24 protein-coding genes are annotated in these 25,711 nt (G+C 60.7%); 12 read left to right on the top strand and 12 right to left on the bottom strand.

The features are described 5' to 3' along the window. Nucleotides 1-39 precede the first annotated feature (39 nt). The 3 genes from gltX to ACQZ5N_RS25035 all read left to right on the top strand — a co-directional run bounded on the left by gltX (nucleotide 40) and on the right by ACQZ5N_RS25035 (nucleotide 5,266). Nucleotides 40-1,497 (top strand): glutamate--tRNA ligase, encoded by a 1,458-nt coding sequence (gltX, locus tag ACQZ5N_RS25045; RefSeq protein ID WP_080854793.1) that lies wholly within the window; start codon nucleotides 40-42, stop codon nucleotides 1,495-1,497. A 223-nt stretch (nucleotides 1,498-1,720) separates the two neighbouring features. Beyond that, complete coding sequence (gene lysS / locus ACQZ5N_RS25040) at nucleotides 1,721-3,220, top strand: lysine--tRNA ligase (protein WP_448734425.1); 1,500 nt, start codon at nucleotides 1,721-1,723, stop codon at nucleotides 3,218-3,220. A 306-nt stretch (nucleotides 3,221-3,526) separates the two neighbouring features. Beyond that, nucleotides 3,527-5,266 (top strand): patatin-like phospholipase family protein, encoded by a 1,740-nt coding sequence (locus ACQZ5N_RS25035; protein ID WP_448734424.1) that lies wholly within the window; start codon nucleotides 3,527-3,529, stop codon nucleotides 5,264-5,266. A 54-nt stretch (nucleotides 5,267-5,320) separates the two neighbouring features. On the opposite strand, the gene ACQZ5N_RS25030 is transcribed toward ACQZ5N_RS25035, so the two are convergent. Next, nucleotides 5,321-6,223, bottom strand: a complete 903-nt coding sequence (locus ACQZ5N_RS25030; protein WP_448734438.1) for a hypothetical protein — start codon at nucleotides 6,221-6,223, stop codon at nucleotides 5,321-5,323. 314 nt (nucleotides 6,224-6,537) lie between these two features. On the opposite strand from ACQZ5N_RS25030, the gene ACQZ5N_RS25025 reads away from it, so the two are divergent. The 5 genes from ACQZ5N_RS25025 (at nucleotide 6,538) to ACQZ5N_RS25005 (ending at nucleotide 10,410) form a co-directional block, all read left to right on the top strand. Next, entirely contained in the window at nucleotides 6,538-7,428 is an 891-nt protein-coding gene (locus tag ACQZ5N_RS25025) for a metal ABC transporter substrate-binding protein (protein ID WP_448734423.1), read from the top strand. Continuing rightward, nucleotides 7,425-8,333: a manganese/iron ABC transporter ATP-binding protein gene (locus ACQZ5N_RS25020; RefSeq protein ID WP_003523118.1), complete on the top strand. Its 909-nt coding sequence runs from the start codon at nucleotides 7,425-7,427 to the stop codon at nucleotides 8,331-8,333. The genes ACQZ5N_RS25025 and ACQZ5N_RS25020 overlap by 4 nt, the downstream gene beginning before the upstream one ends. Then, nucleotides 8,314-9,174, top strand: a complete 861-nt coding sequence (locus ACQZ5N_RS25015) for a metal ABC transporter permease (protein WP_448734422.1) — start codon at nucleotides 8,314-8,316, stop codon at nucleotides 9,172-9,174. The genes ACQZ5N_RS25020 and ACQZ5N_RS25015 overlap by 20 nt, the downstream gene beginning before the upstream one ends. Continuing rightward, nucleotides 9,171-10,025, top strand: coding sequence for a metal ABC transporter permease (locus ACQZ5N_RS25010; RefSeq protein WP_448734421.1), 855 nt, complete (start codon nucleotides 9,171-9,173; stop codon nucleotides 10,023-10,025). The genes ACQZ5N_RS25015 and ACQZ5N_RS25010 overlap by 4 nt, the downstream gene beginning before the upstream one ends. 211 nt (nucleotides 10,026-10,236) lie before the next feature. After that, entirely contained in the window at nucleotides 10,237-10,410 is a 174-nt protein-coding gene (locus ACQZ5N_RS25005; protein ID WP_003499086.1) for a DUF1328 domain-containing protein, read from the top strand. Nucleotides 10,411-10,467: 57 nt separating this feature from the next. Here the strand turns inward: ACQZ5N_RS25005 and ACQZ5N_RS25000 are convergent, their stop codons facing one another. Continuing rightward, nucleotides 10,468-11,199: an SDR family oxidoreductase gene (locus ACQZ5N_RS25000; protein ID WP_448734420.1), complete on the bottom strand. Its 732-nt coding sequence runs from the start codon at nucleotides 11,197-11,199 to the stop codon at nucleotides 10,468-10,470. A 199-nt stretch (nucleotides 11,200-11,398) separates the two neighbouring features. Here ACQZ5N_RS25000 and ACQZ5N_RS24995 point away from each other — a divergent pair, with 199 nt between their 5' ends. Beyond that, nucleotides 11,399-12,172, top strand: coding sequence for an IclR family transcriptional regulator (locus ACQZ5N_RS24995; RefSeq protein WP_425644918.1), 774 nt, complete (start codon nucleotides 11,399-11,401; stop codon nucleotides 12,170-12,172). 106 nt (nucleotides 12,173-12,278) lie between these two features. Here ACQZ5N_RS24995 and tal read toward each other — a convergent pair whose 3' ends face one another. Beyond that, a complete protein-coding gene (tal, locus tag ACQZ5N_RS24990) occupies nucleotides 12,279-13,244 on the bottom strand; it encodes a transaldolase (protein WP_003523123.1) in 966 nt (321 codons plus the stop codon). A gap of 206 nt (nucleotides 13,245-13,450) precedes the next feature. Here tal and ACQZ5N_RS24985 point away from each other — a divergent pair, with 206 nt between their 5' ends. Then, nucleotides 13,451-14,437 carry a sugar-binding transcriptional regulator gene (locus ACQZ5N_RS24985; RefSeq protein WP_059759550.1) on the top strand — a complete coding sequence of 329 codons (987 nt, stop codon included), beginning with the start codon at nucleotides 13,451-13,453 and terminating at the stop codon, nucleotides 14,435-14,437. 152 nt (nucleotides 14,438-14,589) lie between these two features. On the opposite strand, the gene ACQZ5N_RS24980 is transcribed toward ACQZ5N_RS24985, so the two are convergent. Together ACQZ5N_RS24980 and ACQZ5N_RS24975 are read right to left on the bottom strand one after the other, a co-directional pair. Then, the gene (locus ACQZ5N_RS24980) at nucleotides 14,590-15,462 is read right to left on the bottom strand and encodes a methylated-DNA--[protein]-cysteine S-methyltransferase (RefSeq protein WP_035259893.1); all 873 of its coding nucleotides are present in this window, start codon (nucleotides 15,460-15,462) and stop codon (nucleotides 14,590-14,592) included. Nucleotides 15,463-15,729: 267 nt separating this feature from the next. Beyond that, nucleotides 15,730-16,212, bottom strand: a complete 483-nt coding sequence (locus ACQZ5N_RS24975) for a DUF2244 domain-containing protein (protein WP_003523126.1) — start codon at nucleotides 16,210-16,212, stop codon at nucleotides 15,730-15,732. A 37-nt stretch (nucleotides 16,213-16,249) separates the two neighbouring features. Between ACQZ5N_RS24975 and nth the strand changes: the two genes are divergently transcribed. Further along, a complete protein-coding gene (gene nth, locus ACQZ5N_RS24970) occupies nucleotides 16,250-17,032 on the top strand; it encodes an endonuclease III (protein WP_137005569.1) in 783 nt (260 codons plus the stop codon). Here the strand turns inward: nth and ACQZ5N_RS24965 are convergent. Beyond that, nucleotides 16,994-17,731 (bottom strand): sulfate transporter family protein, encoded by a 738-nt coding sequence (locus ACQZ5N_RS24965; RefSeq protein ID WP_425644920.1) that lies wholly within the window; start codon nucleotides 17,729-17,731, stop codon nucleotides 16,994-16,996. The two genes, nth and ACQZ5N_RS24965, sit on opposite strands and share 39 nt — an antisense overlap. Nucleotides 17,732-18,029: 298 nt before the next feature. Between ACQZ5N_RS24965 and ACQZ5N_RS24960 the strand changes: the two genes are divergently transcribed. Then, on the top strand, nucleotides 18,030-18,863 hold the full coding sequence (locus tag ACQZ5N_RS24960) for a MurR/RpiR family transcriptional regulator (RefSeq protein WP_425644921.1): 834 nt from the start codon (nucleotides 18,030-18,032) through the stop codon (nucleotides 18,861-18,863). A 108-nt stretch (nucleotides 18,864-18,971) separates the two neighbouring features. Here the strand turns inward: ACQZ5N_RS24960 and ACQZ5N_RS24955 are convergent, their stop codons facing one another. From ACQZ5N_RS24955 to ACQZ5N_RS24930, 6 genes are all read right to left on the bottom strand, one after another. Further along, complete coding sequence (locus ACQZ5N_RS24955) at nucleotides 18,972-19,901, bottom strand: IS110 family RNA-guided transposase (protein ID WP_448734419.1); 930 nt, start codon at nucleotides 19,899-19,901, stop codon at nucleotides 18,972-18,974. Between the two features lie 306 nt (nucleotides 19,902-20,207). After that, complete coding sequence (locus tag ACQZ5N_RS24950) at nucleotides 20,208-21,782, bottom strand: FGGY-family carbohydrate kinase (RefSeq protein WP_448734437.1); 1,575 nt, start codon at nucleotides 21,780-21,782, stop codon at nucleotides 20,208-20,210. 60 nt (nucleotides 21,783-21,842) lie between these two features. After that, a complete protein-coding gene (locus tag ACQZ5N_RS24945; protein WP_425644922.1) occupies nucleotides 21,843-22,562 on the bottom strand; it encodes an HAD family hydrolase in 720 nt (239 codons plus the stop codon). 7 nt (nucleotides 22,563-22,569) lie between these two features. Continuing rightward, the gene (locus ACQZ5N_RS24940; protein WP_448734418.1) at nucleotides 22,570-24,054 is read right to left on the bottom strand and encodes a mannitol dehydrogenase family protein; all 1,485 of its coding nucleotides are present in this window, start codon (nucleotides 24,052-24,054) and stop codon (nucleotides 22,570-22,572) included. A gap of 61 nt (nucleotides 24,055-24,115) precedes the next feature. Then, entirely contained in the window at nucleotides 24,116-24,892 is a 777-nt protein-coding gene (locus tag ACQZ5N_RS24935; protein WP_425644926.1) for an L-iditol 2-dehydrogenase, read from the bottom strand. Then, a partial coding sequence (locus ACQZ5N_RS24930; RefSeq protein WP_448734417.1) for an ABC transporter ATP-binding protein occupies nucleotides 24,889-25,711 on the bottom strand: 823 nt, incomplete at its 5' end. The genes ACQZ5N_RS24935 and ACQZ5N_RS24930, both read right to left, overlap by 4 nt.

Here is a 25,711-nt window from a genome sequence, read left to right as displayed (position 1 = left end):
CGCCCCGATGTCACTGCCACGTCACGACGAGTGAATTTCATGACCACTTCCGGCGTTCGCGTCCGCATCGCACCTTCCCCCACCGGCGAGCCGCATGTCGGCACCGCCTATATCGCGCTGTTCAACTATCTCTTCGCCAAGAAACACGGCGGCGAGTTCATCCTGCGCATCGAGGATACCGACGCCACCCGCTCGACCCTTGAATATGAGCAGAAAGTGCTGGAGGCCCTGCGCTGGACCGGGCTGACCTGGTCGGAAGGCCCTGACGTCGGCGGCCCTTACGGTCCCTACCGCCAGTCCGAGCGCAAGGCCATGTATTGGCCATACGCCGAAGAACTGCTGGAAAAAGGCCATGCCTTCCGCTGTTTCTGCACGCCCGAGCGGCTGGAAGAAATGCGCGAAGCCCAGCGCGCCGCCGGCAAGCCGCCGAAATATGATGGCCACTGCCTCAACCTGAAGGCCGAGGAAGTTACCGCCCGCGTCGCCGCCGGCGAGGCCAACGTCGTGCGCATGAAAATCCCGACCGAAGGCTCGTGCGATTTCCATGACGGCGTTTATGGCGATGTCTCGATCCCGTGGGATTCGGTCGATATGCAGGTGCTGATCAAGGCCGATGGCATGCCGACCTATCACATGGCCAACGTCATCGACGACCATCTGATGAAGATCACCCATGTGGCGCGCGGTGAGGAATGGCTGGCATCCGTGCCCAAGCACATTCTGCTTTACCGTTATTTCGGCTGGGACCAGCCCACGTTCATGCATCTTTCGCTGATGCGCAACGCCGACAAGTCTAAGCTTTCCAAGCGCAAGAACCCGACCTCGATCTCCTATTATTCCGCGCTCGGTTACCTGCCGGAAGCGCTGATGAACTTCCTTGGCCTGTTCTTCATCCAGATCGCCGAAGGCGAAGAACTTCTGACCATGGACGAGCTGGCGGCGAAGTTCGACCCGGAAGCGCTGTCCAAGGCCGGCGCCATCTTCGACATCCAGAAGCTGGACTGGCTGAACGGCCGCTGGCTGCGCGAGAAGCTTTCGCCGGAAGAATTCATTGCCCGCACGCTGGAATGGGCGATGGAAAATGCCCGCCTGACCGAAGGCCTGAAGCTTGCCCAGAGCCGCATTTCCAGACTCGGCGAATTGCCGAACCTTGCCGGCTTCCTGCTGGCAAGCGATGTCGGCCTGACGCCGGCTTCCTTTGCCGGGCTCAAAAGCAAACCCGAGGAAATCCACGAAATCCTCACCACGGTTGCAGCCGACCTCGAGAAGATGCCGGACTGGAATGTGGAAGCGATCGAGGCGGAGCTGCGCGATGTGGCCGAACGCACCGGCAAGAAGCTGCGCGTCGTGACGCCGCCGCTCTTCGTCGCCATGTCCGGCTCGTCGCGCTCGCTGCCGTTGTTTGACTCGATGGCGCTGCTTGGCCGCTCCGTGGTGCGCCAGCGTTTGAAGATGGCGATTGCCGTTGTGGCCACGATGGTGGGCAGCGGAAGCTGATAGTTATGTGCTGGCGGTGACGCCGGCATTCTGAATATACCCGAAATACCCCCCTCTGCCCTGCCGGGCATCTCCCCCACAAGGGGGGAGATCAGATGCCACACCCGCTCGTTCCATGGGCAAGGTGTAAGCCACTTGTCGATCTCCCCCCTTGTGGGGGAGATGCCCGGCAGGGCAGAGGGGGGTAACCGCAACGAACAAAGCCCTCTTAAGGCAAAAAACAATGACCGAAACCAAGACCGAAACCACCGCCCTCTCCTCCGACGCCACCGAAGTGCGCCGCCAGAAACTCGCGCTGCTGCGCGAACAGATCGGCGATGTCTATCCGGCGCATTTCCACCGCACGCTGACCAATGCGGAGCTGGCGGAAAAATACGCCGATATCGAAGCCGACGTCGAAACCGGCGATACGGTGACGGTGGCCGGCCGCGTTTATTCCTCGCGCAATTCCGGCATGTTCATGGATATCCATGACGCCTCGGGCAAGGTGCAGATCTTCTCCCACAAGGATACGACGCCGGAAGCAGCGCGCAACCTGCTGCCGATGATCGATATCGGCGACATCATCGGCGTGACCGGCAAGGTGCGCCGCACCAAGCGCGGCGAGCTGACGATCAACGCCGAAGAAATCACCATGCTGACCAAGTCGCTGCTGCCGATGCCCGAAAAGTGGCATGGCGTCTCCGACATCGAGCTGCGTTACCGCAAGCGCCATCTGGATATCCTCTCCAACGAGGAATCCAAGCTGCGCTTCCTGCAGCGTTCGAAGATCCTCTCCGGCATCCGCCGCTTCATGGAGGCCGAAGGCTTCCTCGAAGTGGAAACGCCGATGCTGCAGACCATCTATGGCGGCGCGACGGCCGATCCGTTCAAGACCTTCCACAACACGCTGAAGATGGACATGTATCTGCGCATCGCGCCGGAACTGTTCCTGAAGCGCACGCTGGTTTCGGGCCTCACCGACAAGGTCTTCGAAATCAACCGCAACTTCCGCAACGAAGGCGTTTCCACAAGGCACAATCCTGAATTCACCATGATGGAGTGCTATTGGGCCTATGCCGACTACGAAGACATCATGGGTCTCGTGGAGCGGCTGTTCGAGACGCTGGCGATTGCCCTGCACGGCACGACCGAAGTTGAATTCCAGGGCCAGACGATCTCCTTCAAGGGTCCGTTCAAGCGCGTGCCGATGCCCGACGCGGTGAAGGAAGCGACCGGTATCGATTTCCTTGGCCTCAAGACCGACGAAGAAGCCCGCACCGCCGCCAAGGCTGCCGGTTTTGCTGTCGAGAAGGACTGGACCTGGGGCGAATGCCTTGCCTTCATCTTCGAAGAAAAGGTGGAAGGCACGCTGATCCAACCGAGCCACGTGACGCATTTCCCGAAGGACATCTCGCCCTTCGCCAAGGAAGTGCCGGGCGAACCGCGCCTCGTCGAGCGTTTCGAAAGCTATTGCAACGCCTGGGAAGTGGGCAACGCCTTCTCGGAACTCAACGATCCGGAAGAACAGCGCCGCCGCATGGTGGAGCAGCTGGAGCAGGCGCACGCCCGCGGCGAAAAGGACAAGCAGCTGGACGACGAGTTCCTCGACGCCATCGACCAGGGCATGCCGCCCGCCGGCGGCCTCGGCATCGGCGTCGACCGCCTGATCATGCTTCTGACCAACGCCCCGTCGATCCGCGACGTCATTCTCTTCCCGGCCCGCCGCAACAAGGCGGACTGATCGGACGAAACCAGGGGCGGCCTAACGGCCGCCTTCCGCGCCCCAACTTTCTCGCTGGTGGCGAAGGGGCGTATTTTCTTGACGTCGGAGAGTGTGGCGAGGTTTCGCACCGTTTGTCTGTCGGCTTTCCCCTCCATAGATAGACGCTCGCAAGTAATTATCCGGCTTTCAGCGAACGGATCGCGCAAGTTTATTTAACTTTCAGTAGAATATACTGGCGATATCGCCTCAACTTGTGATACCCATTCTCCATCATTCGCATTGTGTTTGACGGCTTTCGATCAGGAGCCGCCGGGGGAGATACGCATGCCCGAGAATGAGCTTCCCAAATACCAGCCCGATATGTTCGCCGCACCCGAAAAGGAATGCGACGTGGTGATGAAAGGCGGCATCACCTCCGGCGTCGTTTATCCCTATGCCGTTCTGGAACTGGCGCGCCGGTATCGCTTCCGCTCGATAGGCGGCACATCGGCCGGGGCGATTGCCGCCGCTTTTGCGGCGGCAGCGGAATATTCCCGCACCGTCAGAAACGATCCGGATGGCTTCACCCGCCTGCAGGCTCATTGCGACACGATACCCACTATTCTGGACAGGCTTTTCCAGCCGCAGCGCCGTTTTCGCCCGCTGATGCGTTACCTGCTGTGGGCGCAGGCCGGCGGCTGGCCGGGCAAGGTTTTGGGCTTGCTCCTGGCTTTTCCGCTGGCAGCCATAGTTGGCATTGTCATCGGCGCCGGCGCCTTGTGGGTTCTGGGCGGCGGTTGGGCCGGGTCGGTTCTAGGCGGATTGGTGGGAATGCTGGCCGGCATCCTCGGCCAGATCCTGTGGCTGGTTTTCTACCGGTTGCCAAGGGACGGCTTCGGTTTCTGCTCGGGACTAACGGTTTCCGATGCCGAGGTTCCGGGCCTCACGGAATGGCTTCACGCATCGATCCAGGACATCGCTTTCGGCAGCGACGCCGCAACCGCGCCACCGCTGACCTTCGGCGATCTCATCGGCGCGGAGCCGGAGAAGCCGGTCATCAACCTGAAGATGGTCACGACGAACCTGTCGATGCGGCGGCCGCACACGCTTCCGACCACCAATCTCATGGTGGCTTACGACCCGGCGGAATGGAGCCAGCTCTTTCCCGCGGCCGTGATGAACTGGCTGAAGCAGATCGCAACACCGGGCGGCCCCTTTCCCGAACTCAAGGCTTTTCCAGAACCCGCCCAGTTGCCGGTCATCATCGCGACACGCATGAGCCTGAGCTTCCCGGTGCTGTTCAAGGCCATTCCGGCCTATACCAACGATCGCGGCACGCTGGATATCGTGCAGCGTCTCGGTGGCAAAGCGCGGCCCGTCATGAAGGCGAAAATCTGGTTCTCCGATGGCGGCATCAGCAGCAACTTTCCCATCCATCTTTTCGATGCCCTGCTTCCGTCGCGTCCCACTTTCGCGCTTAGCCTCGATGAATTGCCGAAATCCATCGCAAGTAGCGGCAAGCGCGTCACGATCCCGCAGTCCGCGGGCGAAGGGATCGGCGTGCCCGTTCACAAGATGGAAAAAATGAGCGGCTTTCTCGGCAGCATCCTCAGCTCGGCGAAGGACTGGCAGGATCAGTCGCTCGCCACCATGCCGGGCCAGAGAGAACGCATCGCCCGCGTTTTCCTCAACGAGGAGGAAGGCGGGCTGAACCTCACCATGCCGCCGGAACGCTCTGCGAAGCTGATGAGCTACGGCCTCGAGGTCGGATCTCTCTTCGCCAATGGCGCGCTGGATTTCGACGAGCATCGCTGGCGACGGACGCTCGTTGCCTATGATCGGCTGGAAGACACGGTGTTTGCGACTGAGCGCCTTTGGAACGAAGGCAAATATCAAGACTGGCTGACGGGCTATATCGACGAGATCAAGAGCTACGAGGCCGTGACAAAGGGTGATCGGGAAAAGCTGATCGCCCGCATTGCCGCCTTTGCCGCCCTGTCGCAGAGTTTCTCTCCGGCAATCGTTAACAAACGGAAGAAATTTCCAAATCCCGCTGGCCGCCTGCGGATCGGGCCGGATATCTGACAAGCGAGGTATTCGGTCGCCGCAAGGATTCGGGGAGAAACCGCCCTCGCCCGTTTAGTGGCTCGCGGCCTTTTTCTCCGCACCGGGTTCTTCCGCCGGCGCATTTTGGGCAGCCGGCTTTTCTTCCGCCGCCTGTGCGGTCGTCGAGCCTTTGCCGAAGATCAGCGATTTCAGATAAGACAGGCTGAAGATGCTGCCGCCATCGGCTTCCGGCGTCGAGGTCAGAAGTTCGTCGGCAGCCGGTTCACCATGCGCTTCGGGAGATGGGGTTTCGCCATGATCGGCCCCACCGTCCTTGGCTTCCGCCGGCGCGCCGCCATGGCCGCCCGCGCCGTCATCTTTGGTTTCGCCGTGTCCCGTCGCACTTTTCGCGGGTTTTGCTTCATGGCCTTCGGAACCGCCATCGAGAGCCGGGGTCGCACAATCGGCCGAATCGCTGAGGCTTGCCGCCAGCGCCTCGGCATCTTCCAGCGGCAGATCGATACGCAGGCCGTAAAACTGGCCGCCGGCATTGGCGGCGCCATCGTAATAAAAGGCCGAATAACGATGGGCATCCGCGCCTTCGGGAATTTTTGCCGGATCGGGAATGAAAACCACCTGTGCGGCAATGGCACGGCCACGCATTTCCGAACGCAGCTGCGGACCGTTCTTGTCGAGCACGGAGACCTGAACCAGATCGGGTTTCTGCTTGTCGTAAACTGCCCTTGCGACACGAAGCGCAGTCTTCAGCCGCTCTGTGCCGTCACCGCCCTGGGTGCGAATGAATTTGCGGATCCATAGAGAACCGTTCTTGCGGATATTGACCGTCTGGACCGCGTCGCAGGAAAGCCCGTTGGTGGAGGCGTAGGATGGGCCGAGCAGCCGCTCGCTGCCGATAAACACGGCAGCAGAGCCGGTCGCACCCGCCAAAAGCAGGATCCCGCCTCCAATCATAACGAGCTTGCGCGAAAACCGCATTCGTCCGAATACAGCTTTCACCCGCAACATCCTGACATCAAGTACCCCGTCTTACGCCCTCACCCCAAAACGTGGCTCGAAGGATGAGGAACACACGCGGGACAAGCTCCGGACCACGCTGTCCGAGCCTTGCGATAGTGCCGCTTTCTCATTGAAAAAAGTTTAATCCCGCCGGCGCAACACCGGCAAAAACGCACCATTTTCGGACATTTGCGAAATGCGCTAATTTGCGAATGATTTGCAATAGCGTTGACAAGCGTGATTTTATAACAGATGGTATTGCGAATTAATCGCAACAAAATCTGGTGAGCCCCGTGAACTTCCATAAAATCCGCCACGCCATTTTCGCTTTTTCGCTTTTTCTTCCCGGCGTCGCCCTTGCTCAGGAAAAACCGACCGTCGTGACGACCTTCACCATCATCGCCGACATGGCGCGCAATGTGGCGGGCGATGCGGCCGAGGTGGAAAGCATTACCAAGCCGGGCGCTGAAATTCACAACTACCAGCCAACGCCGCGCGATATTCTCAAAGCCCGCAAGGCCGATCTGGTGCTTCGCAATGGCCTCAATCTTGAATTGTGGTTCGAAAAGTTCCTGGCCAATCTTTCCGGCGTGCCGAGCGTGACGGTGAGCGAAGGGGTGGAACCCATGGCCATCAGCGGCGGCGCCTATCAGGGCAAACCCAATCCGCACGCCTGGATGTCCCCTGATAACGCCTTGATCTACGTGGAAAATATCCGCAAGGGCCTGACCGAGATCGACCCCGCCCATGCCGATGTCTATGCCGCCAATGCCAAGGCCTATTCGGACAAGATCAGAGCGACCGTACAGCCGATCCGCGACACGCTTTCCGTTCTGCCGGAAAACAAGCGGTGGTTGGTAACGAGCGAAGGCGCGTTTTCTTATCTCGCCCGCGATTTCGGCCTGAAGGAACTGTTCCTGTGGCCGGTCAATGCCGACAGCCAGGGCACACCGCAGCAGGTGCGCGGCGTGATCGACGCCATGCGCGAGCACAATATCCACGTCATCTTCAGCGAAAGCACGGTTTCCGCCGATCCCGCAGAGCAGGTGGCCAAGGAAACCGGCGCGGCCTATGGCGGCATCCTCTATGTGGACTCGCTGAGCGAGACGGACGGCCCGGTTCCGACCTATCTCGACCTTTTGCGCGTAACCAGCGAAACCATCGCCAAGGGGCTGTCTTCATGAGAATGGGCAGTAAAAAATCAGGCGGCGGCCTGACGGTTCAAAATGCGACAGTGACCTATCGAAACGGCCACACCGCATTAAGAAATGCCAGCTTTTCCATCCCCCGCGGAACGATCACTGCACTTGTCGGCGTCAATGGCGCCGGCAAGTCCACGATTTTCAAGGCCATCATGGGTTTCGTGCCGTTGGCCGCCGGTTCCGTCTCTATTTTCGACCTGCCGGTAAAGGAAGCGCTCAGGAAAAACCTCGTCGCCTATGTGCCGCAGGCCGAGGAGGTGGACTGGAGCTTTCCGGTGCTGGTGGAGGATGTGGTGATGATGGGCCGTTACGGCCACATGAATTTCCTGCGCATCCCCTCGAAACGCGACCATCACATGGTCGAAGAGGCGCTGAAACGCGTCAACATGCTCGATTATCGCAAGCGCCAGATCGGCGAACTCTCCGGCGGGCAGAAGAAACGGGTGTTTCTGGCCCGCGCGCTGGCGCAGGAAGGGCAGGTGATCCTGCTGGACGAGCCTTTCACCGGTGTCGACGTAACGACGGAAGAGCAGATCGTCGCACTTTTGAAGGCGCTGCGCGACGAGGGCCGGGTCATGCTGGTCTCCACCCATAATCTCGGCAGCGTGCCGGAATTCTGTGACCGCGCCGTCTTCGTTAAGGGCACGGTGCTGGCATCGGGCAAGACGGCGGATACCTTCAACGAGGAGAACCTGCAAAAGGCCTTCGGCGGCAGCCTGCGCCACTTCGTGCTGGGCGGGGCAGACCTGCATAACGACGCCGATCCGCGCCGGGTGAAGGTCATTACCGATGACGAGCGGCCTTTCGTGATCTACGGCAAGAATGGCCAGAACGGGCGCGACCCTGAGGCTCCGAAAGAAAAAGTCGATGATAAACAGCCTTCTTGAGCCTTTCACTTACGGTTACATGCTGAACGCCATCTGGGTCAGCGCACTGGTGGGCGGCGTCTGCGGTTTTCTCTCGGCCTATCTGATGCTGAAGGGCTGGTCGCTGATCGGCGATGCGCTTTCCCACGCCATCGTTCCGGGTGTGGCGGGCGCCTATATGCTGGGCCTGCCCTTTTCGCTCGGCGCCTTTCTCTCCGGCGGGCTTGCGGCCGGCTCCATGCTGTTCCTGAACCAGAAGACACGGCTGAAGGAAGACGCGATCATCGGGTTGATCTTCACCTCATTTTTCGGGCTTGGCCTGTTCATGGTCTCGCTCTCGCCCACCTCGGTCAATATCCAGACCATCGTGCTCGGCAATATTCTGGCGATCACCGCCGAAGACACCATTCAACTCGCTTTGATCGGCGGCATCAGCCTCATCGTGCTGGCGCTGAAATGGCGAGACTTCATGGTGGTGTTCTTCGATGAGAACCACGCCCGCACCGTGGGGCTGAAGCCGGAAGTGCTGAAGGTGATCTTCTTCACCCTGCTGGCCGCTTCCACGGTTGCCGCCCTTCAGACCGTCGGGGCATTCCTCGTCGTCGCCATGGTGGTGACGCCCGGCGCCACCGCCTATCTCTTGACTGACCGTTTCCAGCGGCTGATCCTGATGAGCCTCATCATCGGCGCGGCCACCAGCTTCGTCGGCGCTTATCTCAGCTATTTTCTCGATGGCGCGACCGGCGGCGTCATCGTTGTGCTGCAGACCGCGATCTTCCTTGCCGCTTTTGTCTTTGCGCCCAAGCACGGGCTTCTCGCCTCCAGGGCCAAGGCCCGCAAGGCGCTGGGGGAAACGCCATGAGCGAATATCTCGAACTCGCCATGCTGCCGTTTCAGCTGCCCTTCATGCAATATGCCTTCGTGATCACTTTGATGATCGCGGTGCCGATGGCGATGCTCTCCTGTCTTCTGGTGCTGCAGGGCTGGTCGCTGATGGGCGATGCGGTTTCCCACGCCGTGCTGCCCGGCGTGGTGCTGGCCTATATCGTCAACATCCCGCTTTCCATCGGCGCCTTCATCGCCGGCATGATTTGCGCGCTCGCCACCGGTTTCATCAAGGAAAACAGCCGCATCAAGGAAGACACGGTGCTCGGCATCGTCTTTTCCGGCATGTTCGGGCTGGGGCTGGTGCTTTATGTGAAGGTGCAGAGCGATGTGCATCTCGACCACATTCTCTTCGGCGACATGCTGGGTATTGCGCCGTCGGACATGCTGGAGACGGGTCTGATCGCGCTTTTCGCCACGCTGTTTCTCGGCATTCTGCGCAAGGATCTGCTGGTCAACGCCTTCGATGCGCAACATGCGAAAGCCATCGGCCTGCCGGTGCGTGTCCTGCATTATGGCCTGCTGATGGTTCTGTCGCTCACCGTCGTCGGGGCGCTGAAGGCGGTGGGTATCATCCTCTCGGTCGCCATGCTGGTCGCGCCGGGCGCAATCGCCTTCCTGCTGACCCGGCGTTTTTCCGCCATGCTGCTGGTGGCCATTGCGGTGGCGATAACCTCATCGCTGGCAGGCATATGGCTGAGCTTCCTCATCGACAGCGCGCCGGCTCCCACCATCGTCATGTTCATGAGCCTTGCTTTCGTCGCAACCTTCATCCGCACCATCTGGAACGCCCGCCGGATCGATGCGGCGCGTGAAACGGGCTTCTAGAGCATTTCCAGGAAAAGTGGAGCCCGGTTTTCCGTCCGGAAATGCGCCAAAACAAAGAGTTAGAGTGTTTTCGCCATTCGAAGCAAAGCGAAAACACTCTAAAACAACGATTTTTGCGGGAGTATGGAACATTTTCGCCTTTTGCGCGTCATTTTACCGAGCCTGTCGCGGGGCGGCGGGCTCGGGAAAATTATGCAAAAGGGGAAGCGCCATGCTGAAGTGGGCTCTTATTTTCTTTGTTATCTCTTTGATCGCGGGCGTATTCGGCTTTACCGGCATTTCGGCAGCCGCGGCGGGCGTGGCCCGAATCCTGTTCTTCATCGCCGTGGTGATCTTCCTGGTCTTCCTCGTGCTTGCACTGATGGCCGGAAGCGCCGTCGTCTGAACGAAAAAGGCGACCGGTTTTTACGCCGGTCGCCTCTCCTCTCTCCCTTAAAAAGATTCAGCCAGTCCAGCCGCCGTCAATGACGTGAATCTGGCCGGTGGTGAAACCTGCATCGTCCGACGCGAGATAGGTAACCAGCGCCGCGATTTCTTCCGGCGTGGCGATGCGGCCCATCGGTTGGCGGGCGATGAAATCGGCCAGGGCCTGTTCGTAATTGCCGGTGGCGCGCAGGCGGTCATGCAGGGACGGGCTATCGACCGTGCCGGGGCAGATGGCGTTGCAGCGAATGCCCTTGGTGACGAAATCGGCAGCAATCGCCTTGGTCAGACCCACCACGGCCGCCTTGGACGCGGTATAGGCGAAACGGTTCGGCACGCCCTTCACACTGGAAGCGACGGAGGACATGTTGACGATCGCGCCCTTGCCCTTTTCCAGCATGCCGGGCAGGAAGGCGCGGCAGGTGCGATACATGGCCTTGGCGTTGAGATCGAAGGAGAAATCCCAGTCCTTCTCTTCGCAATCGAGAATGGTGCCGGAATGAACGAAACCGGCGCAGTTGAACAGCACATCCGCATGGCCGATATCGGCGGCGAAATCCTTGACGCCATCGCCATCCAGCACGTTCAAAACCCGGGTTTCCGCACCCTTCAGCGTCGAAAGCGCCTGCTCATTGATATCGGTGGCGATGACGCGCGCGCCGAGCGAGACGAACCGCTCCGCCGCCGCCCGGCCGATACCCTGACCGGCGGCGGTAATCACCACTGTCCGGCCGTTAAAATCCTGCACCATGAATAGCCTCCCGCTAAGGCCCGCCCGCCCTGCGGGGACCGGACCGCTGAATTTCGATGATCTCAAATATGGATCGACAATTCATATGTAAACGCGGTATTCATATGGCGTCAAGCAAACTTGCGTGGATGTCGGCTATCGGGCAACCATATTTTCAGGCAGCCCACCCGGCGACCGCGCAAAACACCATCGAGGCCAGATGACCGACGACGACAGCGAAAGATATCGCGCTCCCGCCCTCGACAAGGGTCTGGACATTCTCGAACTTCTGGCCCGCACCGATGGCGGGCTGACCCAGATCGAGATCGCCAAGTCTATCGGCAAAAGCCCGAACGAGCTTTATCGCATGCTGGACCGGCTGGTGCGCCGCGGTTATGTGCAGCGGCTTGACGGAGACCGCTTCTCATTAACGCTGAAGATGTTCGGGCTGGCGCATTTCCATGCGCCGATCCGCCGGCTGGTTTCTTTCGCCGCACCGGTCATGCGCGATTTTTCGGCAAGTGCCGAGCAGGCTTGCCATCTGGCAATTTATGATCGCGGCAGCGTCGTCGTCATCGCCCAGCAGGAATCGTCCACCTATTGGGCCATGTCCATGCGGGTCGGCGCGCAGATGAGCCTGTTCCACACCGGCTCCGGCCATGTGCTTCTGGCTTTCCAGACGGAAGCGCAGCGCCAGATCATGATAACCGAACAGGTGCGCGGCGGCGGCGAAACCGTGCCGCCGGACCTTGCCGGGCGACTGGCGGAGGTGCGCAAAAACGGTTTAGAATCCATGGACAGCCTTCAGACCGCCGGCGTGCGCAATATTTCCGCCCCGGTGCTGACGCTGGACGGCACGGCGCTTGCCGTCATCACCTGCCCCTATATTACCCCGCTTGGCGGCAAGGCCCCGACACGCGAGGCCTGTGAAGCGCTGATCCGCGAGGCGGCAAAGCGGATTTCCGAAGTGGCGACGGGAAACGGAAATTCCTGAAACGCACAAAAAAACGCGACCGGCAGGGACCCGATCGCGTTTTGAGTGACTGGAGATTTATATCTCTTAAACGCAGGGGGAACGTGGATGGTTCCCCCTTTTTGTATCAGGCCGCAGCCAGCGTCAGTTCCTTGCGGACCATTTCGCGCAGCGTCACCAGATCCTTGGCGAACAGGCGGATGCCTTCCGAGAGCTTCTCGGTGGCCATCGCGTCTTCGTTGAGCGCCCAGCGGAATGCCTTCTCGTCAAGCGACTGCAGCGGCTCTGCCTTGATATTGTCGGGCGAAAGCTTGCGCTCCAGCTTGCCGCTGTCCTTGTCCAGCTCTTCCAGCAGTGCCGGGCTGATCGTCAGGCGGTCGCAACCGGCCAGCGCTTCGATTTCGCCGACATTGCGGAAGGACGCGCCCATGACGACGGTGCTGATGCCATTGGCCTTGTAGTAATTGTAGATGCTGCGCACCGACACGACGCCCGGATCGGTTTCGGCAGTGTAGGTCTCACCGGTGGACTTCTTGTACCAGTCGAGAATACGGCCGACGAAGGGCGAGATGAGGAAGACCTTGGCTTCGGCGCAGGCAATCGCCTGGGCCTGCGAGAAGAGCAGCGTCAGGTTGCAGTCGATGCCTTCGGACTGGAGAACCTCGGCGGCCTTGATGCCTTCCCAGGTGGAAGCGAGCTTGATGAGAATGCGTTCACGCTCGATGCCGCGCTCCTTATAGGCGGCAATGATGTGGCGCGCCTTGGTGATGGAGGCTTGCGTATCGAAGGAAAGGTCGGCATCGACTTCGGTCGACACACGGCCGGGAACGAGGCCGGCAAGAGCCGCACCCACGGAAATGGCGAGACGATCGGCAACGGCAGCGACGACGGCGTCGGACTGGCCGCCCTGCTTCTTGCCCCAGGCGACGGCTTCCTTCACCGCATCGGCAAAGGCCGGTGTGCCGAGCGCCTTCAGAACGATGGTCGGGTTGGTGGTGCAATCCACCGGCTTCAGGCGCGCAACCGCCTCGATATCGCCGGTATCGGCAACGACCGTGGTGATGGCGCGAAGTTGTTCGAGTTTGGACGTCATATCGAATGATCCTTCATGATCTCTTGAAAACTTGCTCTGCCGTCATTTCGTTCCCGCACCATGGGGGCGCCCAAGGCCGAAATCGCGGTTTGTCCGGCTCCGACTATCGCAAGCGGCACGGTCGAAAGTCAAGACATTTGCGCATCGCAATTGACATAAGTTTCACGCCTGCGATACTCGGCCGCTAATAAAGAATGGCGGAAACCGTGGCGAAACTGAGAAGAGAAACCCATACGGCCTATTCGGAAGCGGCGTCTCTGCGGCTGCGCGCCGCATGGCTCTATTATAATCAGGGCATGACGCAGAAAGACGTCGCGGAAAAACTCGGCATCAGCCGCTCCACCGTCATCCGCCTGCTGGACGAGGCGATGAAACGCTCCGAAGTACAGATATGGATCAACGAAGGCATCGAGGACTTCGTCGAGCTGGCCGGCCGGCTGGAGGCGGCTTATGGGCTGGACGAGGCGGTGATCATCCCTTCCCCCGGCCCATCCCCGGATAAGACGAATGCCGAAGGCACGGCCAAGGCGGTCGGGCTGGCGCTCGGGCAATTCCTCTCCGAAGCGGTGCCGAACGAGGCCACCATCGGCGTCGGCTGGGGCCGCACCATGACCGCCTCGCTTTCCAGCTTCCGCCCGCCGCGCCGGGAAAATTGCAAGGTCGTCTCGCTGCTCGGCGGTATCGTCGCCGTGCACCAGACCAACCCGCTCGACTACACCTGGCGGCTGGCGAGCGCGCTCGGGGCGGAATGTTACATGTTCCTTGCGCCGCTGCTGGTGGATTCGGTTGAGACCAAACGGGCACTGATCGAAAAATGCGGGCTTGCGACGCTTTACGATCTCGCCGAAACGCTCGATCTCGCCATCGTCTCCTGCGGCGATATCGGGCCACATTCGACATCGCTATCAGAAGGCTTCATTTCCAAGGCGACGCTGCAGGAACTCATCGATGCCGGCTGTGTCTGCGACACCATGTTCAATTTCATCGATGCCGAAGGTCGCTCGGTCGATCACCCGATCAACCAGCGCGCCATGGCGATCGATCTCGACACGCTGCGCAAGGCAAAACACATCGTGCTGGCCTCCGGCGGTGCCCACCGCGCCATCGCCATCCGCGCTACGATCAAGCGGATCGGATGCAATACGCTGATAACAGACGAGGCGGCGGCGCGGGCGTTGATGGAGCTGGTTTAGGCTTCGTCAGTCGATTTAGGCCCGCCCTCATTCCTGTGCTTGTCACAGGAATCCAGTCGGCGCGCGTCTGCGCGACGGGAAGAGTCTTTTCAACCCAAGGACTTGGGTTGGCTGGATCCCTGTGACAAGCACAGGGAAGAGGGAAACCTGCGTCACACCTTCCCCGTTTCCCAGCCGAGCATAGCCCGCTTGCGGGTCAGGCCCCAGTGATACCCCGTCAGAGCCCCGCTTTTGCCGACGGCGCGATGGCAGGGAACGACGAAGGAGACCGGGTTTGCCCCGACCGCCGCACCCACGGCACGCGACGCGGTGGGCTGGCCGATATCGCAGGCGATGTGCGAATAGGTAACCGCGCGGCCCATCGGGATTTTCAGGAGGCTTTCCCAGACCCGCACCTGAAAATCCGTGCCAAGCAGCACGACGCGCAGCGGCCTGTCCGCCGACCACATGGATGGATCGAAGATGCGGGCGGCGTAGGGCGCGGTCGCTTCGCGATCCTCGACATAACCGGCATTCGGCCAGCGGCCGGCCATGTCCTCGAAACAGGCCCTTTCCTCACCCGGATCGGCAAAGGCGCAGCCGGCAAGGCCACGATCGGTCACCATGACCAGCGCAAGACCGAAGGGCGAGGTGTGGAAACCGTAACGGATCGTCAGCCCGCCGCCCTTGGCCTTCCATTCGCCGGGCGACATGGCCTCATGGGTAACGAACAGATCGTGCAGGCGTCCGGGGCCAGACATGCCGACCTCGATCGAGGTTTCCAGCAGCGGCAAATCCTCTTCGCGCAACAGCCGCTTGGCATGATCGAGCGTTACGGCCTGCAGGAATGCCTTGGGCGAAAGGCCGGCCCAACGGGTGAAGGTCTTCTGCAATTGCGTCGGCGACTGGCCAAGCTCTGCGGCAATGGCTTCGAGGGAGGGCTGCTCGCGATAATCCAGCGTCAAAAGCTCGATAACCCCGCGCACCGTGTCGTAATCCGTTCCGATGGGGGTGATGTCTTCGTTCAGCGTAATATTGGCGTTCATCGCAAATCTCCTAACGGGTAAGAGAAAATCACTAAAGCGACTTCGTCTCCACCCGTTTCTTGCGCGGCATCACGATACGCAAGGAATGTTCGTTAGCCGGAACACCCACGCACCCTCATTCCTGTGCTTGTCACAGGAATCCAGCCGACGCGCGTCCGCGTGGCGAAGGACTCTTTTCAGCCCAAAGACTTGGGCTGGCTGGATCCCTGTGACGAGCACAGGGATGAGGGAAAGAGACTACAGCGCCACGACAACCCTCTGATCCGTTCACATCCGCCGCCGCACAGTCGCCAGCGCACCGCCAAACGCCTTCGCGAAACTTTCCCGGTCATCCGGATTGAGAAACGAACCGATATCGGTCGCCCGGCCTTCACCCGTCACATGCATGGAGACGATGCCGATCTCGTCGTGCCGCCTCACCCTGAAGCGCGCCCAGAAGGGATTGAAGCGATGTTCCACCATCCGCCCGGCGGGAGAAAATTTGCGGATAGACAGGCTGGTGCGCGAGACGCTGACCTCTTCCCGCGCCTTCGCCGCCCGGTAATTGGCGCGGAAGGCGGCATAAAGCAGCAGGAAATCCAGCCCGAAGAACAGGCCGACCGGCCATGCCCCGGTGGCGAGGAAAAAGCCGCCATAGACAAGGCAGGCCAGGCCGGAGAAAAGCAGGAGCAGCCGGAAACCCCTTCTGCCAAGCGAACGGTGCGGAACGAGTTCCGCCGCGAAAATCGGCTGGTCGTTGAGCGTATCCACGTTGCTTTCCTCAGGGCGGGCTGGCTATAGATAGTCCATGACAGTCGCCAAAAAACGATCCAGCACCCAAACATTGAAAAAGTCAAATCCGGCATCCGCGCGCAAGCCGGCGCGGGTGAAAACGGCCTATTCCAAGGACGAGCTCACCGAGATCTTCCGCCGCTTTTCCATTCAGCGACCGGAGCCGAAAGGCGAGCTGGAACATACCAATCCCTTTACCCTGCTGGTGGCCGTGGCGCTTTCCGCGCAGGCGACCGATGTGGGCGTGAACCGGGCCACACGCGCGCTGTTCAAGGTGGCCGATACGCCGGAAAAGATGCTGGCGCTCGGCGAGGAAGAACTGATCGGTTATATCAAGACCATCGGGCTTTACCGCAACAAGGCGAAAAACGTCATTGCCCTGTCCCAGATGCTGATCGACAATTTCGGCGGCGAGGTGCCGAAAACCCGCGAGGAGCTGGTGACCCTGCCCGGCGTCGGCCGCAAGACCGCCAATGTGGTGATGTCCATGGCTTTCGGCGTGCCCACGCTTGCGGTTGATACACATGTGTTCCGCATCGCCAACCGGCTCTGTCTTGCGCCGGGCAAAACCCCTGACGAGGTTGAAGACCGGCTGATCCGCATCATTCCCGAACAATATCTGTTCCACGCCCATCACTGGCTGATTCTGCACGGGCGTTACTGCTGCAAGGCGCGCAAGCCGGAATGCGAACGCTGCGTGATTGCCGATATCTGCAAGTCGCCGGAAAAGACCTTCGATATTCCGGCGCCGCTGGTGGAATTACCCGCGCAGCTGTTCGGTGCGGCCGGCGGCGAATGAGGGATCGCGCCGGCTGACGGCCTTATGCAGATGCACCATCATCGAGGCGGCAAAAAGTGGCGTCAACAGGTTGAGGAACGGCACCGCCAGGAAGGCCGCGATTACCAGCCCGGCCATGAAAACGGTGGCGCGGTGTTTTGAACGGAACAACCTCGCTTCGGCGGGCGAGCGGAAACGCATCGCCGCGAATTCGAAGAATTCCCGGCCGAGCAGATAGCCGTTCACCAGAAAAAACGCGATGAGATTGATACCCGGCACCAGAAGCAGCAACAGCGCGACAAGGTTGCCGGCAATGACGACACCGAAGAACTTGATGGACGACAGAACAGCTTCGCCGACCGGCATCGCCTTGCCCGGCGGATCGTTCGGATAGTTCTTTTTCTCAACCACTTCGGCGACATCGTCGAGAAACAGGCCGGCAATGACGGCGGTGACCGGCGAAATGAGCAGCGCGAGCGCCAGCGCCAGCCCGATGCCGGCGAAAATGGCGAAAACGAAGGTCAGCCAGCCCGCCCAGTCCGGCACGCCGGGGATAAGCGTATCCACCCACGGCAGGGCGAAATAAATGAAGATCGAGCGGATGGCGAACCACAGCGCCGCAAGCACGAGAAGCGTGAGCCCCAGAACCTTCCAGAAGACCGACCGGGTTTCGGCGGCAAAGAGATTGTGGAAGGCAAGCCTCGCCGCATCAAAAATCATCCGGAACTCCTCGACGCCTTTCGCGTTAAAACACACTTACCAGACGAGAGATAAGCGCTGCCCGCCCACTCTGCAAGACGGACGGAAAGATGCCAAATGGCTGGATTTAAACCGCAGATGGAATTTCTCTTGAATAAAAGGTATCTCTAAAATATAATAATACACCTATTACATTTCGCATTCCGGTCCGGTGGAGGACAAGGCCGGAAAAGCTATCCCCCACCGTCAAATTGCGGTTCGCACGCTCGTTTGCGCGCGCGCATGCATCATCGTTCAATAAAGATAAAAGAATGAGGCGTTGGTGGAAAAGCTGCTGTTGAACCTTACGCGCGCCATGAAGGCAGGCACCCCTTCAGAGCGCAAGATCGCCAAATATCTGATCGAACATCTGGACGAATTGCCGTTCGAGACGGCGCAGACGCTGGCCGCCAAGCTCAGCCTCAGTCCGATGACGGTCGGCCGTTTCCTGCGCTCGCTGGGATACCGGCAATTCAGCGATATACGCGCCGATCTGCGCCATGCCGAAGAAACGGCCGGCGCGGACCAGCCCGCCATGGCAGAAGGCGGCGAACGCCATTCCAACCCGTTTTCGCAGCTTCTGTCGCAGCAGATTCAGGCCATCCAGACCGCTTTCGACATGACCACCCAATCGGTCTGGCGGGTCGCCATGAACGAGATCGCCACGGCGGGCAATGTTTTTCTGGCAACCTCTCCGGAAGGTCTCGATGCCGGGCGGCATTTTTACGGGCGGCTTCTGGAGAGCCGGGGCCATATCCATTATCTCGGCAGCGACAGCGCGGCCTATGTCGCCCTGTGGGATTTCGACCCCGCGCAGGCGCTGCTCGTCATCATGGATTGCGGCGGCGCCCTGTCGCCCCTGCAACGCCTGTCGGCAATGGCGCGCAAGAGCGGCTACAGGACATTGCTGATCACCACACGCTTTTATGAATGGGGACCGGAAAGCGCAGATCTCTGCCTTGCCATGCCGCAGGCGCAGAATGGCGGCCAGGGCCTGCTGCAACTGGTCTCCCTGCTGGAATTCACCCTCTGTGCGCTTGGCGCCAGCGCCGATGACAGCGGCAGGGCAAGGGCAAAGAACCTCACGGCCCTGAAACGCTCGCTGCGCAGTTGATTGCGCCTGGCGGCAATGCGGGGGCCGAGGGATCGAGTGGTTACCGCTCGTTTTTTCTCCTCGTCGGGGAGAAGGTCGCGGCAGCGGGATGAGCGACTGTCTTTGATGTCAAGCGTTTTGCCATGGTTTGCTGTCTCTGATGATGGCGTTGAGGATGGTCAGGAGTTTTCGCATGGTTGCGACGGTAGCGAGGATTTTCGGCTTTCCGGCTTCCACGAGGCGATCGCGAAAGGCCTTGAGGACTGGATTGTGCCGTGCCCCTACCAGCGCCGCCATGAACAACACCGCCCGGACCTTGCCCCTTCCGCCACCGATGAAGCTTTTGCCCTTCCATTTGCCCGATTGTCGGGTCCAGGGAGCAAGGCCCGCCAGCGAGGCGATTTGACGCCGGTCGAGATTGCCCAGTTCCGGCATCTCGGCAAGAAGCGTGCGCGCCGTTGCAGGCCCCACACCGGGAACGGAGGTCAGCAGCGCCTCGCGCACACGCCACACGGGGGATTTGCGGATGTGATCGTCCATTTCCGCATCAATGCTGTCCACCTCCCGGCGCAGGGCGGCAAGCAGGCGCTGAATGCTTTTGCGGGTCGATTTCTCCAGCGCCATGCGTAACCGGTTCTCTTCGGCCACGATCATCTGCACGATCTGCCGCCTGCGGTCGACAAGTGCCGACAAAAGCTGGGTTTGCTGATCACGCAGAGGCCGTATCTGTGGCTTGGTGGCAGACACGAAAGCAGCAATCACTGCCGCATCGACCGCGTCGGTCTTGGCACGGCGACCAATGGCATTGGCATAGGCACGCACCTGCGCCGGATTGACCACGATCACCGCAAATCCTGCCGCCGAAAGCCGTGCCACGGCCAGCGTCTCGAAGCCGCCTGTGGCTTCCAGTGCCACGATATCGGCATGCACCTCTTTGAGACGCTCTACCAGATCGTCGATCCCGGCATGGCTGTTCTCGACGAAGAACGCCGTGCCCGATGCTGCGAACGCCACATCCAGACGGTCCTTGGAAACGTCGATGCCAACACTATTATCCATCTTATCCCATCCTTGCCTAATCGGGCTTCGCACACGCAAGCGGCCCCGGCGACTGTTCGGGTTCGATGAAAAAGCGGAGGGAGACCCGGGCTCATCCACGGGATCAATGTCCCCAGGGGGGATCGGTCTTCCATCCGCCACCGCACAAGCGACAATAGCACAGTGCGATGAAGGGAAGTTACAAGGGGGCTAGAGTGCGTTCTATCGCTGGCGTTCCCCCTCATCCGGCCCTTCGGGCCACCTTCTCCCCGGCGGGGAGAAGAAATGCGCGGCATCCGTCGAAGCCAATCATTGGCCTTTAGAAAATCAAAGGCTTTCCAGTTCCTGACGATGGCGGTGCATGGCGAGAAAACGGCGATAATCCCGCTCATAACGGGGGCCACGCACCGGATTGCCTGATATTTCCGCATTGCCCGGATACATGGCGGCCCCTGCTGCCGCAAGGTTCGCATGCACCCCGCCGGCCGTCGCCGCCGTCATCGCCGTGCCGAGCAGCACCGCATCGGCGGTGGCGGGAACGACGATGCGCTTGCCCGTCACATCGGCATAAAGCTCCATCAGCAGCGGGTTCTTCACATGCCCGCCGGTAACGTGCAGGCCTTCCACCGCATAACCGAAACGCTCCATCGCATCGAGCACATGGCGGGCGCCGAGCGCAATGGCGACGGCCGTGCGCCAGTATAGACGGCAGAGACTGTCGAAAGACGTATCCAATGTCAGCCCGCTGATGACGCCGACCGCATGCGGATCGGCAAGCGGCGAGCGGTTGCCGTGGAAATCCGGCAGCACATGCAGCCGCTCGGCGAAGGCCTCGCCCTCAAGCGCGCGCAATTCCGTTACCCGCGCAACGATGCGGGCATGCAGCGCCGTATCCGGCTCACCGCCTGCCGCATGCATGCGCACAATATGGTCGAGCAGCGCGCCGGTGGCCGATTGCCCGCCCTCCACCAGCCAGTGACCCGGCAGGATCGCCTGCCAATAGGGCCCCCAGAGGCTGTGGCCGGGCATCTGTCGCTCCGACATGGCGACAAGGCAGCTCGACGTACCGGCGATCAGCGCCACATGCCGGCCCACATCCGCAGACAGGCAGCCGCCCAATGCGCCGAGCGCGCCGGCATAGGCGTCGATCATGCCCGCCGCCACCTGGCAACCGGTATCGAGACCCAGTTCGGCGGCAGCTTCGGGCGAAAGCGGGCCGATGCTTTCCCCCGACATTACCGTGGTCTCGGGCAGCCCTGCCCGCTCTCTCAAATCGGCGAGGCCCGCCAATTCGAGATAATCCGCCTGCCAGCCGGGATTTTCCTGCGCCAGAAAATTCCACTTCGCCGTCTGCGTGCAATTTGAGCGCTGCGCTGAACCGGTCGCCCTCCACGTCAGGAAATCCGCCAGATCGAAAGCGAAGGACATGCGCGACCAGCTTGCCGGCATATGCGTCTTCAGCCACATCAGCTTCGGCATCTGCATTTCCGGCGAGACGCTGTTGCCGGCAAAATCCAGCACCCGGTGGCCGGATGCCGTCAGCCGGTCGGCCTCGTCGATTGCCCGATGATCGAGCCAGACGATGGTGTCGAACCGGTCCTCCCCGGTAACGGAAACCGAAACCGGCTCACCCCGCCCATCGCGGATGACCAGCGAGCAGGTGGCGTCGAAACCGATGGCGGCAATGCTTTGCGGCGAAACACCGGCCTCGGCAAGCGCCGCCCTCACCACGATGCAGACCGCTTTCCATATGTCGGTGGAATCGTGTTCGGCGTGGTTTTCCTGCGGCCTCCGCATCAGGATGGGATGGGTGGAGCGGGCAAGCAGCCGGCCGGCCGGATCGAAAATGCCGGCCCGGGCGCTGGCGGTGCCGACATCGACAGCGACGAGATTTTGACGCATCAAGACTGCAATTCCATCCCTTGCGCAACGACCCGGCGACGGCGGCAGGCAAAATCTACTTCAGCCCGCATCACGTTCCATTTGGCCGTCAAAACCGCCCTTCCCCACATAGCTACGGACAAGTTGGACCAAATCCGGCATCGCGTCAAACACCGCATCCGCGCCAAGCCCGGCGATCTTTTCACGGAATGCGGGAAAGCGCGCATGCGAACCGCCGGTAAAGGCAAAAACGCCCATACCCGCGGCCTTTGCGGCGGCAATGCCGGCCGGGCTGTCCTCGATCACGATGCAGTGACGCGGCTCGACGCCCATTTCGCGCGCCGCATGCAGGAAAAGATCGGGCGCCGGCTTGCCGTTCTTTACCATGGTGGCGCTGAAGACATGCGGTTCGAATTTGTCGATCAGGCCGGTCAGCCCCAACGAATAACGGATGCGTTCCGGCTGGCTTGAGGAAGCGACGCAGCGCCGCAGCGGCAGGAGCCTGTTCAGCGTTTCGCCAATGCCGTCAATCGGCCGAAGCTCGGTGCGGAAACGCTCGAACAGCGTCGCCCGCATATGGTCGAGAAAATCGATGTCGGTTTCGACACCGTAATCCTCAAACAGCGTCGCCGTCATGCTGGCGACGCTGCGGCCGAGAAAGCGCTCATAGGCCTCTTCCTCTCCCATCGTCACGCCGAGATGGGAGAGCATGTCGAGAAGGACGGAGATGGAGACCGGCTCGCTATCGACGAGAACGCCGTCGCAATCGAAAATCAAAAGGGGCCCGGTCTCGTCTTCCATCTCTCAGTCACTTTTCAGCCAGCTTGTCATCCAGATAAAGCTGCAAGGTCTTCGCCGTGCCTTCTTGCCACAGCGTCTTCACTGCATGGGCAAAGCGTTTACGGAAAAGCTCCGATTCGGCAACCGTTCCGAAGATATCCTCAAGCGCGAGGAAGGCCACGGGATCGTCCTTGGCTTTGATCGCCGCCGCTTGCAGCCGCTCGGCGCTCGCATCGTTGAAGGCGATTTCCTTGCCGCTGTCGGAGGTGCCCTGGAAATAGCGGCACCACAGCGCCGAGACCAGCGAAAGGCCGACAATATCTTCACCGCGCGCCAGACGGTCGGCGGTGGATGGCAGGATAAATTTCGGCTGGCGGTTGGAACCGTCCTGCGCCAAACGCGGAATGGTGTCGCCGATTTTCGGATTGAGGAAACGCCGCTCGATCAGCGCGAAATAATCGGCGAGATTTGTATCGGGAACCGGCGGAATGACCGGGATGATCTCTTCATTTTCAAGCTTCGCCAGAAATGCCCGGATCAGCGGATGTTCCATCGCCTCATGCACGAAATGAATGTCGAGCAGCGCCGCCGGATAGGCGATTGCCGCGTGGCCGCCATTGAGGATGCGGATTTTCATGTGCTCATAGGGCGCAACGTCCCTGACAAACTGTACGCCGGCCTTTTCCAGCGCCGGGCGACCGGCGGGAAAATTATCCTCCATCACCCATTGCTTGAACTCCTCGCAGAAGACCGGCCAATTGTCCTCGATGCCGAAGTCGTCGCGGGCAATATTGCGTTCGCGCTCGCCGGTAGCAGGCGTGATGCGGTCAACCATGGAATTGGGGAATGCGACGTTTTCGCCGATCCAGTTGGCGAAGGCCGGATCGGACAGGGCCGCGAGCCCGACCACCGCATTTTTCGTGACCTTGCCATTATGCGGAATGTTGTCGCAGGACATAACGGTGAAGGGTTGCAGCCCCTTGTCGCGCCGCGCCTTCAGCCCGGCGACGATGAGGCCGAACACGGTTTTCGGCGAAGCCGGGTTTCTGCCATCCTCGGCAATGGCCGGATGCTGCGGGTTGAAGGAACCGGAAGCATCGATGAAATAACCGCCCTCGGTAATCGTCATCGAGACGATGCGGATTTTCGGATCGGCGAGCGTATCGATGATGGCCTTTGTATCGCCAACCTTCAGAATGTCGATCATCGGGCCGGTAACGCGCGCACCGGTGCGGTTATTGTCCTGCTCCACCACCGTCGTCAGGAAATCCTGCGCAGCGAGTTTCTCGCGCATCACCGCATCGGACGGCAGAACGCCCGCGCCGATGATGGCGAAGTCATGGTCCGTTCCGGTGTTGAACAGGTCATCCAGATAAACCGCCTGATGGGCGCGGTGGAAATTGCCGACGCCGAAATGCACGATGCCGGCGGAAAGATCGGCCCGGGAATAGGCCGGAACCGCCGCGGTTTTTCTGGCGTCGTCAAGCGTTGCGAGGGAGAGTTTGCATGTCATGTCACGATCCTCGAAGGGGAAACGTTGTTCGTGCCAAGGCCGGGCGGCAGACGCCCGATACTCAGCTCATCCAGTTGCCGCCATCGACATTATAGGTCTGGGCGACGATGTATTCGGCCTCATCGGAGGCAAGGAAGATCGCCATGCCGGTCAGGTCTTCGGCACGGCCCATGCGGCCGAAGGGCACGGCCTCCCCGACCAGCCGCTTCTTTTCACCGGCGGGGCGGTTTTCATATTTCGCAAACAGCGCATCCACGCCGTCCCAGTGCTCGCCATCGACCACGCCCGGCGCAATCGCGTTGACGTTGATGCCGTGCCTGATGAGATCGAGCCCGGCCGATTGGGTGAGGCTGATGACGGCGGCCTTGGTGGCGCAATAAACCGCCACCAAGGCCTCGCCGCGCCGGCCCGCCTGGCTTGCCATGTTGATGATCTTGCCGCCTTTTCCCCGAGCAATCATTGTTTTTGCGGCGGCCTGCATCATGAACAGCGTGCCGGAGACGTTGATCGAAAACAGTCTTTCGTAGCTCTCGCGTTTGATCTCGATAATCGGTGCGAGGTCGAACAGCGCGGCATTATTGATGAGGATATCGAGTCCGCCCGTCTGACCCTCCACCGTGCGAATGGCGGTGTCGATGGAATGCTGTTTGGTCACGTCGAGTTCGACGGCATAGGCATTCTCGCCGATCTCGCGGGCGGTCTTGCTGGCGCGCTCGAAATCGATATCGGCAATGGCGACGGTTGCCCCCTCGCGTATATAGGCCTCCGCAAAGGCGCGGCCGATGCCGCGCGCCGAACCTGTTATAAGCGCGGATTTGCCTTCCAGTCTTCCCGTCATATCGCCTTACCCTTTTCTTCGAACCTGTGGATCTTGGTATCATCGGGGGTGATGAAGACGGTATCGCCGTGTTTGCATTCGAACTCGCCGTCGGTCCTTGCGGTAATCGGGCCGATACCATCGACCTCGAGATGCAGGAAGGTATCCGATCCGAGATGTTCGGCGACGGTCACCTTGCCCTGCCACAGCCCCGCTTCCTTCGACAGCACCAGATGCTCCGGCCGCACGCCGGCGGTGGTCGCACCCTTTTGGCGAGCGTAATCGCCCGTCACCAGGTTCATGCGCGGCGAGCCGATGAAGCCGGCGACGAAGAGGTTGGCGGGAGAGCGGTAAAGCTCCATCGGCGAGCCGACCTGCTCGATATTGCCGCGGTTGAGCACGACGATCTTGTCGGCCATGGTCATGGCTTCCACCTGGTCGTGGGTGACATAGATCATCGTTGTCTTCAGCGTGTTGTGCAGCTCGGAGATTTCCAGCCGCATGGTGCCGCGCAGCGCCGCATCGAGGTTGGAAAGCGGCTCGTCGAACAGGAAGGCGGAAGGTTCGCGCACGATGGCGCGGCCGATGGCGACACGCTGGCGCTGGCCGCCGGACAACTGCGAGGGCCGGCGTTCGAGATAATCGGTGAGGTTCAGCACCCGGGCAGCGTCTTCCACCTTTTTATCGATGATCGCCTTGTCGAGCTTGGCCATCTTCAGCGGGAAGGCGATGTTGTTCCTGACACTCATATGCGGATAAAGCGCATAGGACTGGAACACCATGGCAAGGCCGCGCTCGGCCGGCGCCTTTTCGGTGACATCCTTGCCGTCGATGACGATC

Source organism: Agrobacterium sp. 22-221-1, from assembly GCF_053522445.1.
Note: the sequence above shows the minus strand (reverse complement) of the source record. Positions and strands in the feature narration are given on the sequence as shown.

Bases quoted from the DNA above. Each gene is read 5' to 3' on its own strand.
- ACQZ5N_RS25010 (WP_448734421.1), top strand. From the start codon at position 9,171: ATGAGCGAATATCTCGAACTCGCCATGCTGCCGTTTCAGCTGCCCTTC.
- ACQZ5N_RS25035 (WP_448734424.1), top strand. From the start codon at position 3,527: ATGCCCGAGAATGAGCTTCCCAAATACCAGCCCGATATGTTCGCCGCA.
- ACQZ5N_RS24935 (WP_425644926.1), bottom strand. From the start codon at position 24,892: ATGACGGGAAGACTGGAAGGCAAATCCGCGCTTATAACAGGTTCGGCG.
- tal (WP_003523123.1), bottom strand. From the start codon at position 13,244: ATGACGTCCAAACTCGAACAACTTCGCGCCATCACCACGGTCGTTGCC.
- ACQZ5N_RS25000 (WP_448734420.1), bottom strand. From the start codon at position 11,199: ATGGTGCAGGATTTTAACGGCCGGACAGTGGTGATTACCGCCGCCGGT.
- ACQZ5N_RS24955 (WP_448734419.1), bottom strand. From the start codon at position 19,901: ATGGATAATAGTGTTGGCATCGACGTTTCCAAGGACCGTCTGGATGTG.
- ACQZ5N_RS24940 (WP_448734418.1), bottom strand. From the start codon at position 24,054: ATGACATGCAAACTCTCCCTCGCAACGCTTGACGACGCCAGAAAAACC.
- ACQZ5N_RS24950 (WP_448734437.1), bottom strand. From the start codon at position 21,782: ATGCGTCAAAATCTCGTCGCTGTCGATGTCGGCACCGCCAGCGCCCGG.
- ACQZ5N_RS24995 (WP_425644918.1), top strand. From the start codon at position 11,399: ATGACCGACGACGACAGCGAAAGATATCGCGCTCCCGCCCTCGACAAG.
- ACQZ5N_RS24980 (WP_035259893.1), bottom strand. From the start codon at position 15,462: ATGAACGCCAATATTACGCTGAACGAAGACATCACCCCCATCGGAACG.
- ACQZ5N_RS24965 (WP_425644920.1), bottom strand. From the start codon at position 17,731: ATGATTTTTGATGCGGCGAGGCTTGCCTTCCACAATCTCTTTGCCGCC.
- lysS (WP_448734425.1), top strand. From the start codon at position 1,721: ATGACCGAAACCAAGACCGAAACCACCGCCCTCTCCTCCGACGCCACC.
- ACQZ5N_RS25020 (WP_003523118.1), top strand. From the start codon at position 7,425: ATGAGAATGGGCAGTAAAAAATCAGGCGGCGGCCTGACGGTTCAAAAT.
- ACQZ5N_RS25015 (WP_448734422.1), top strand. From the start codon at position 8,314: ATGATAAACAGCCTTCTTGAGCCTTTCACTTACGGTTACATGCTGAAC.
- ACQZ5N_RS25030 (WP_448734438.1), bottom strand. From the start codon at position 6,223: ATGCGGTTTTCGCGCAAGCTCGTTATGATTGGAGGCGGGATCCTGCTT.
- nth (WP_137005569.1), top strand. From the start codon at position 16,250: ATGACAGTCGCCAAAAAACGATCCAGCACCCAAACATTGAAAAAGTCA.
- ACQZ5N_RS25005 (WP_003499086.1), top strand. From the start codon at position 10,237: ATGCTGAAGTGGGCTCTTATTTTCTTTGTTATCTCTTTGATCGCGGGC.
- gltX (WP_080854793.1), top strand. From the start codon at position 40: ATGACCACTTCCGGCGTTCGCGTCCGCATCGCACCTTCCCCCACCGGC.
- ACQZ5N_RS24945 (WP_425644922.1), bottom strand. From the start codon at position 22,562: ATGGAAGACGAGACCGGGCCCCTTTTGATTTTCGATTGCGACGGCGTT.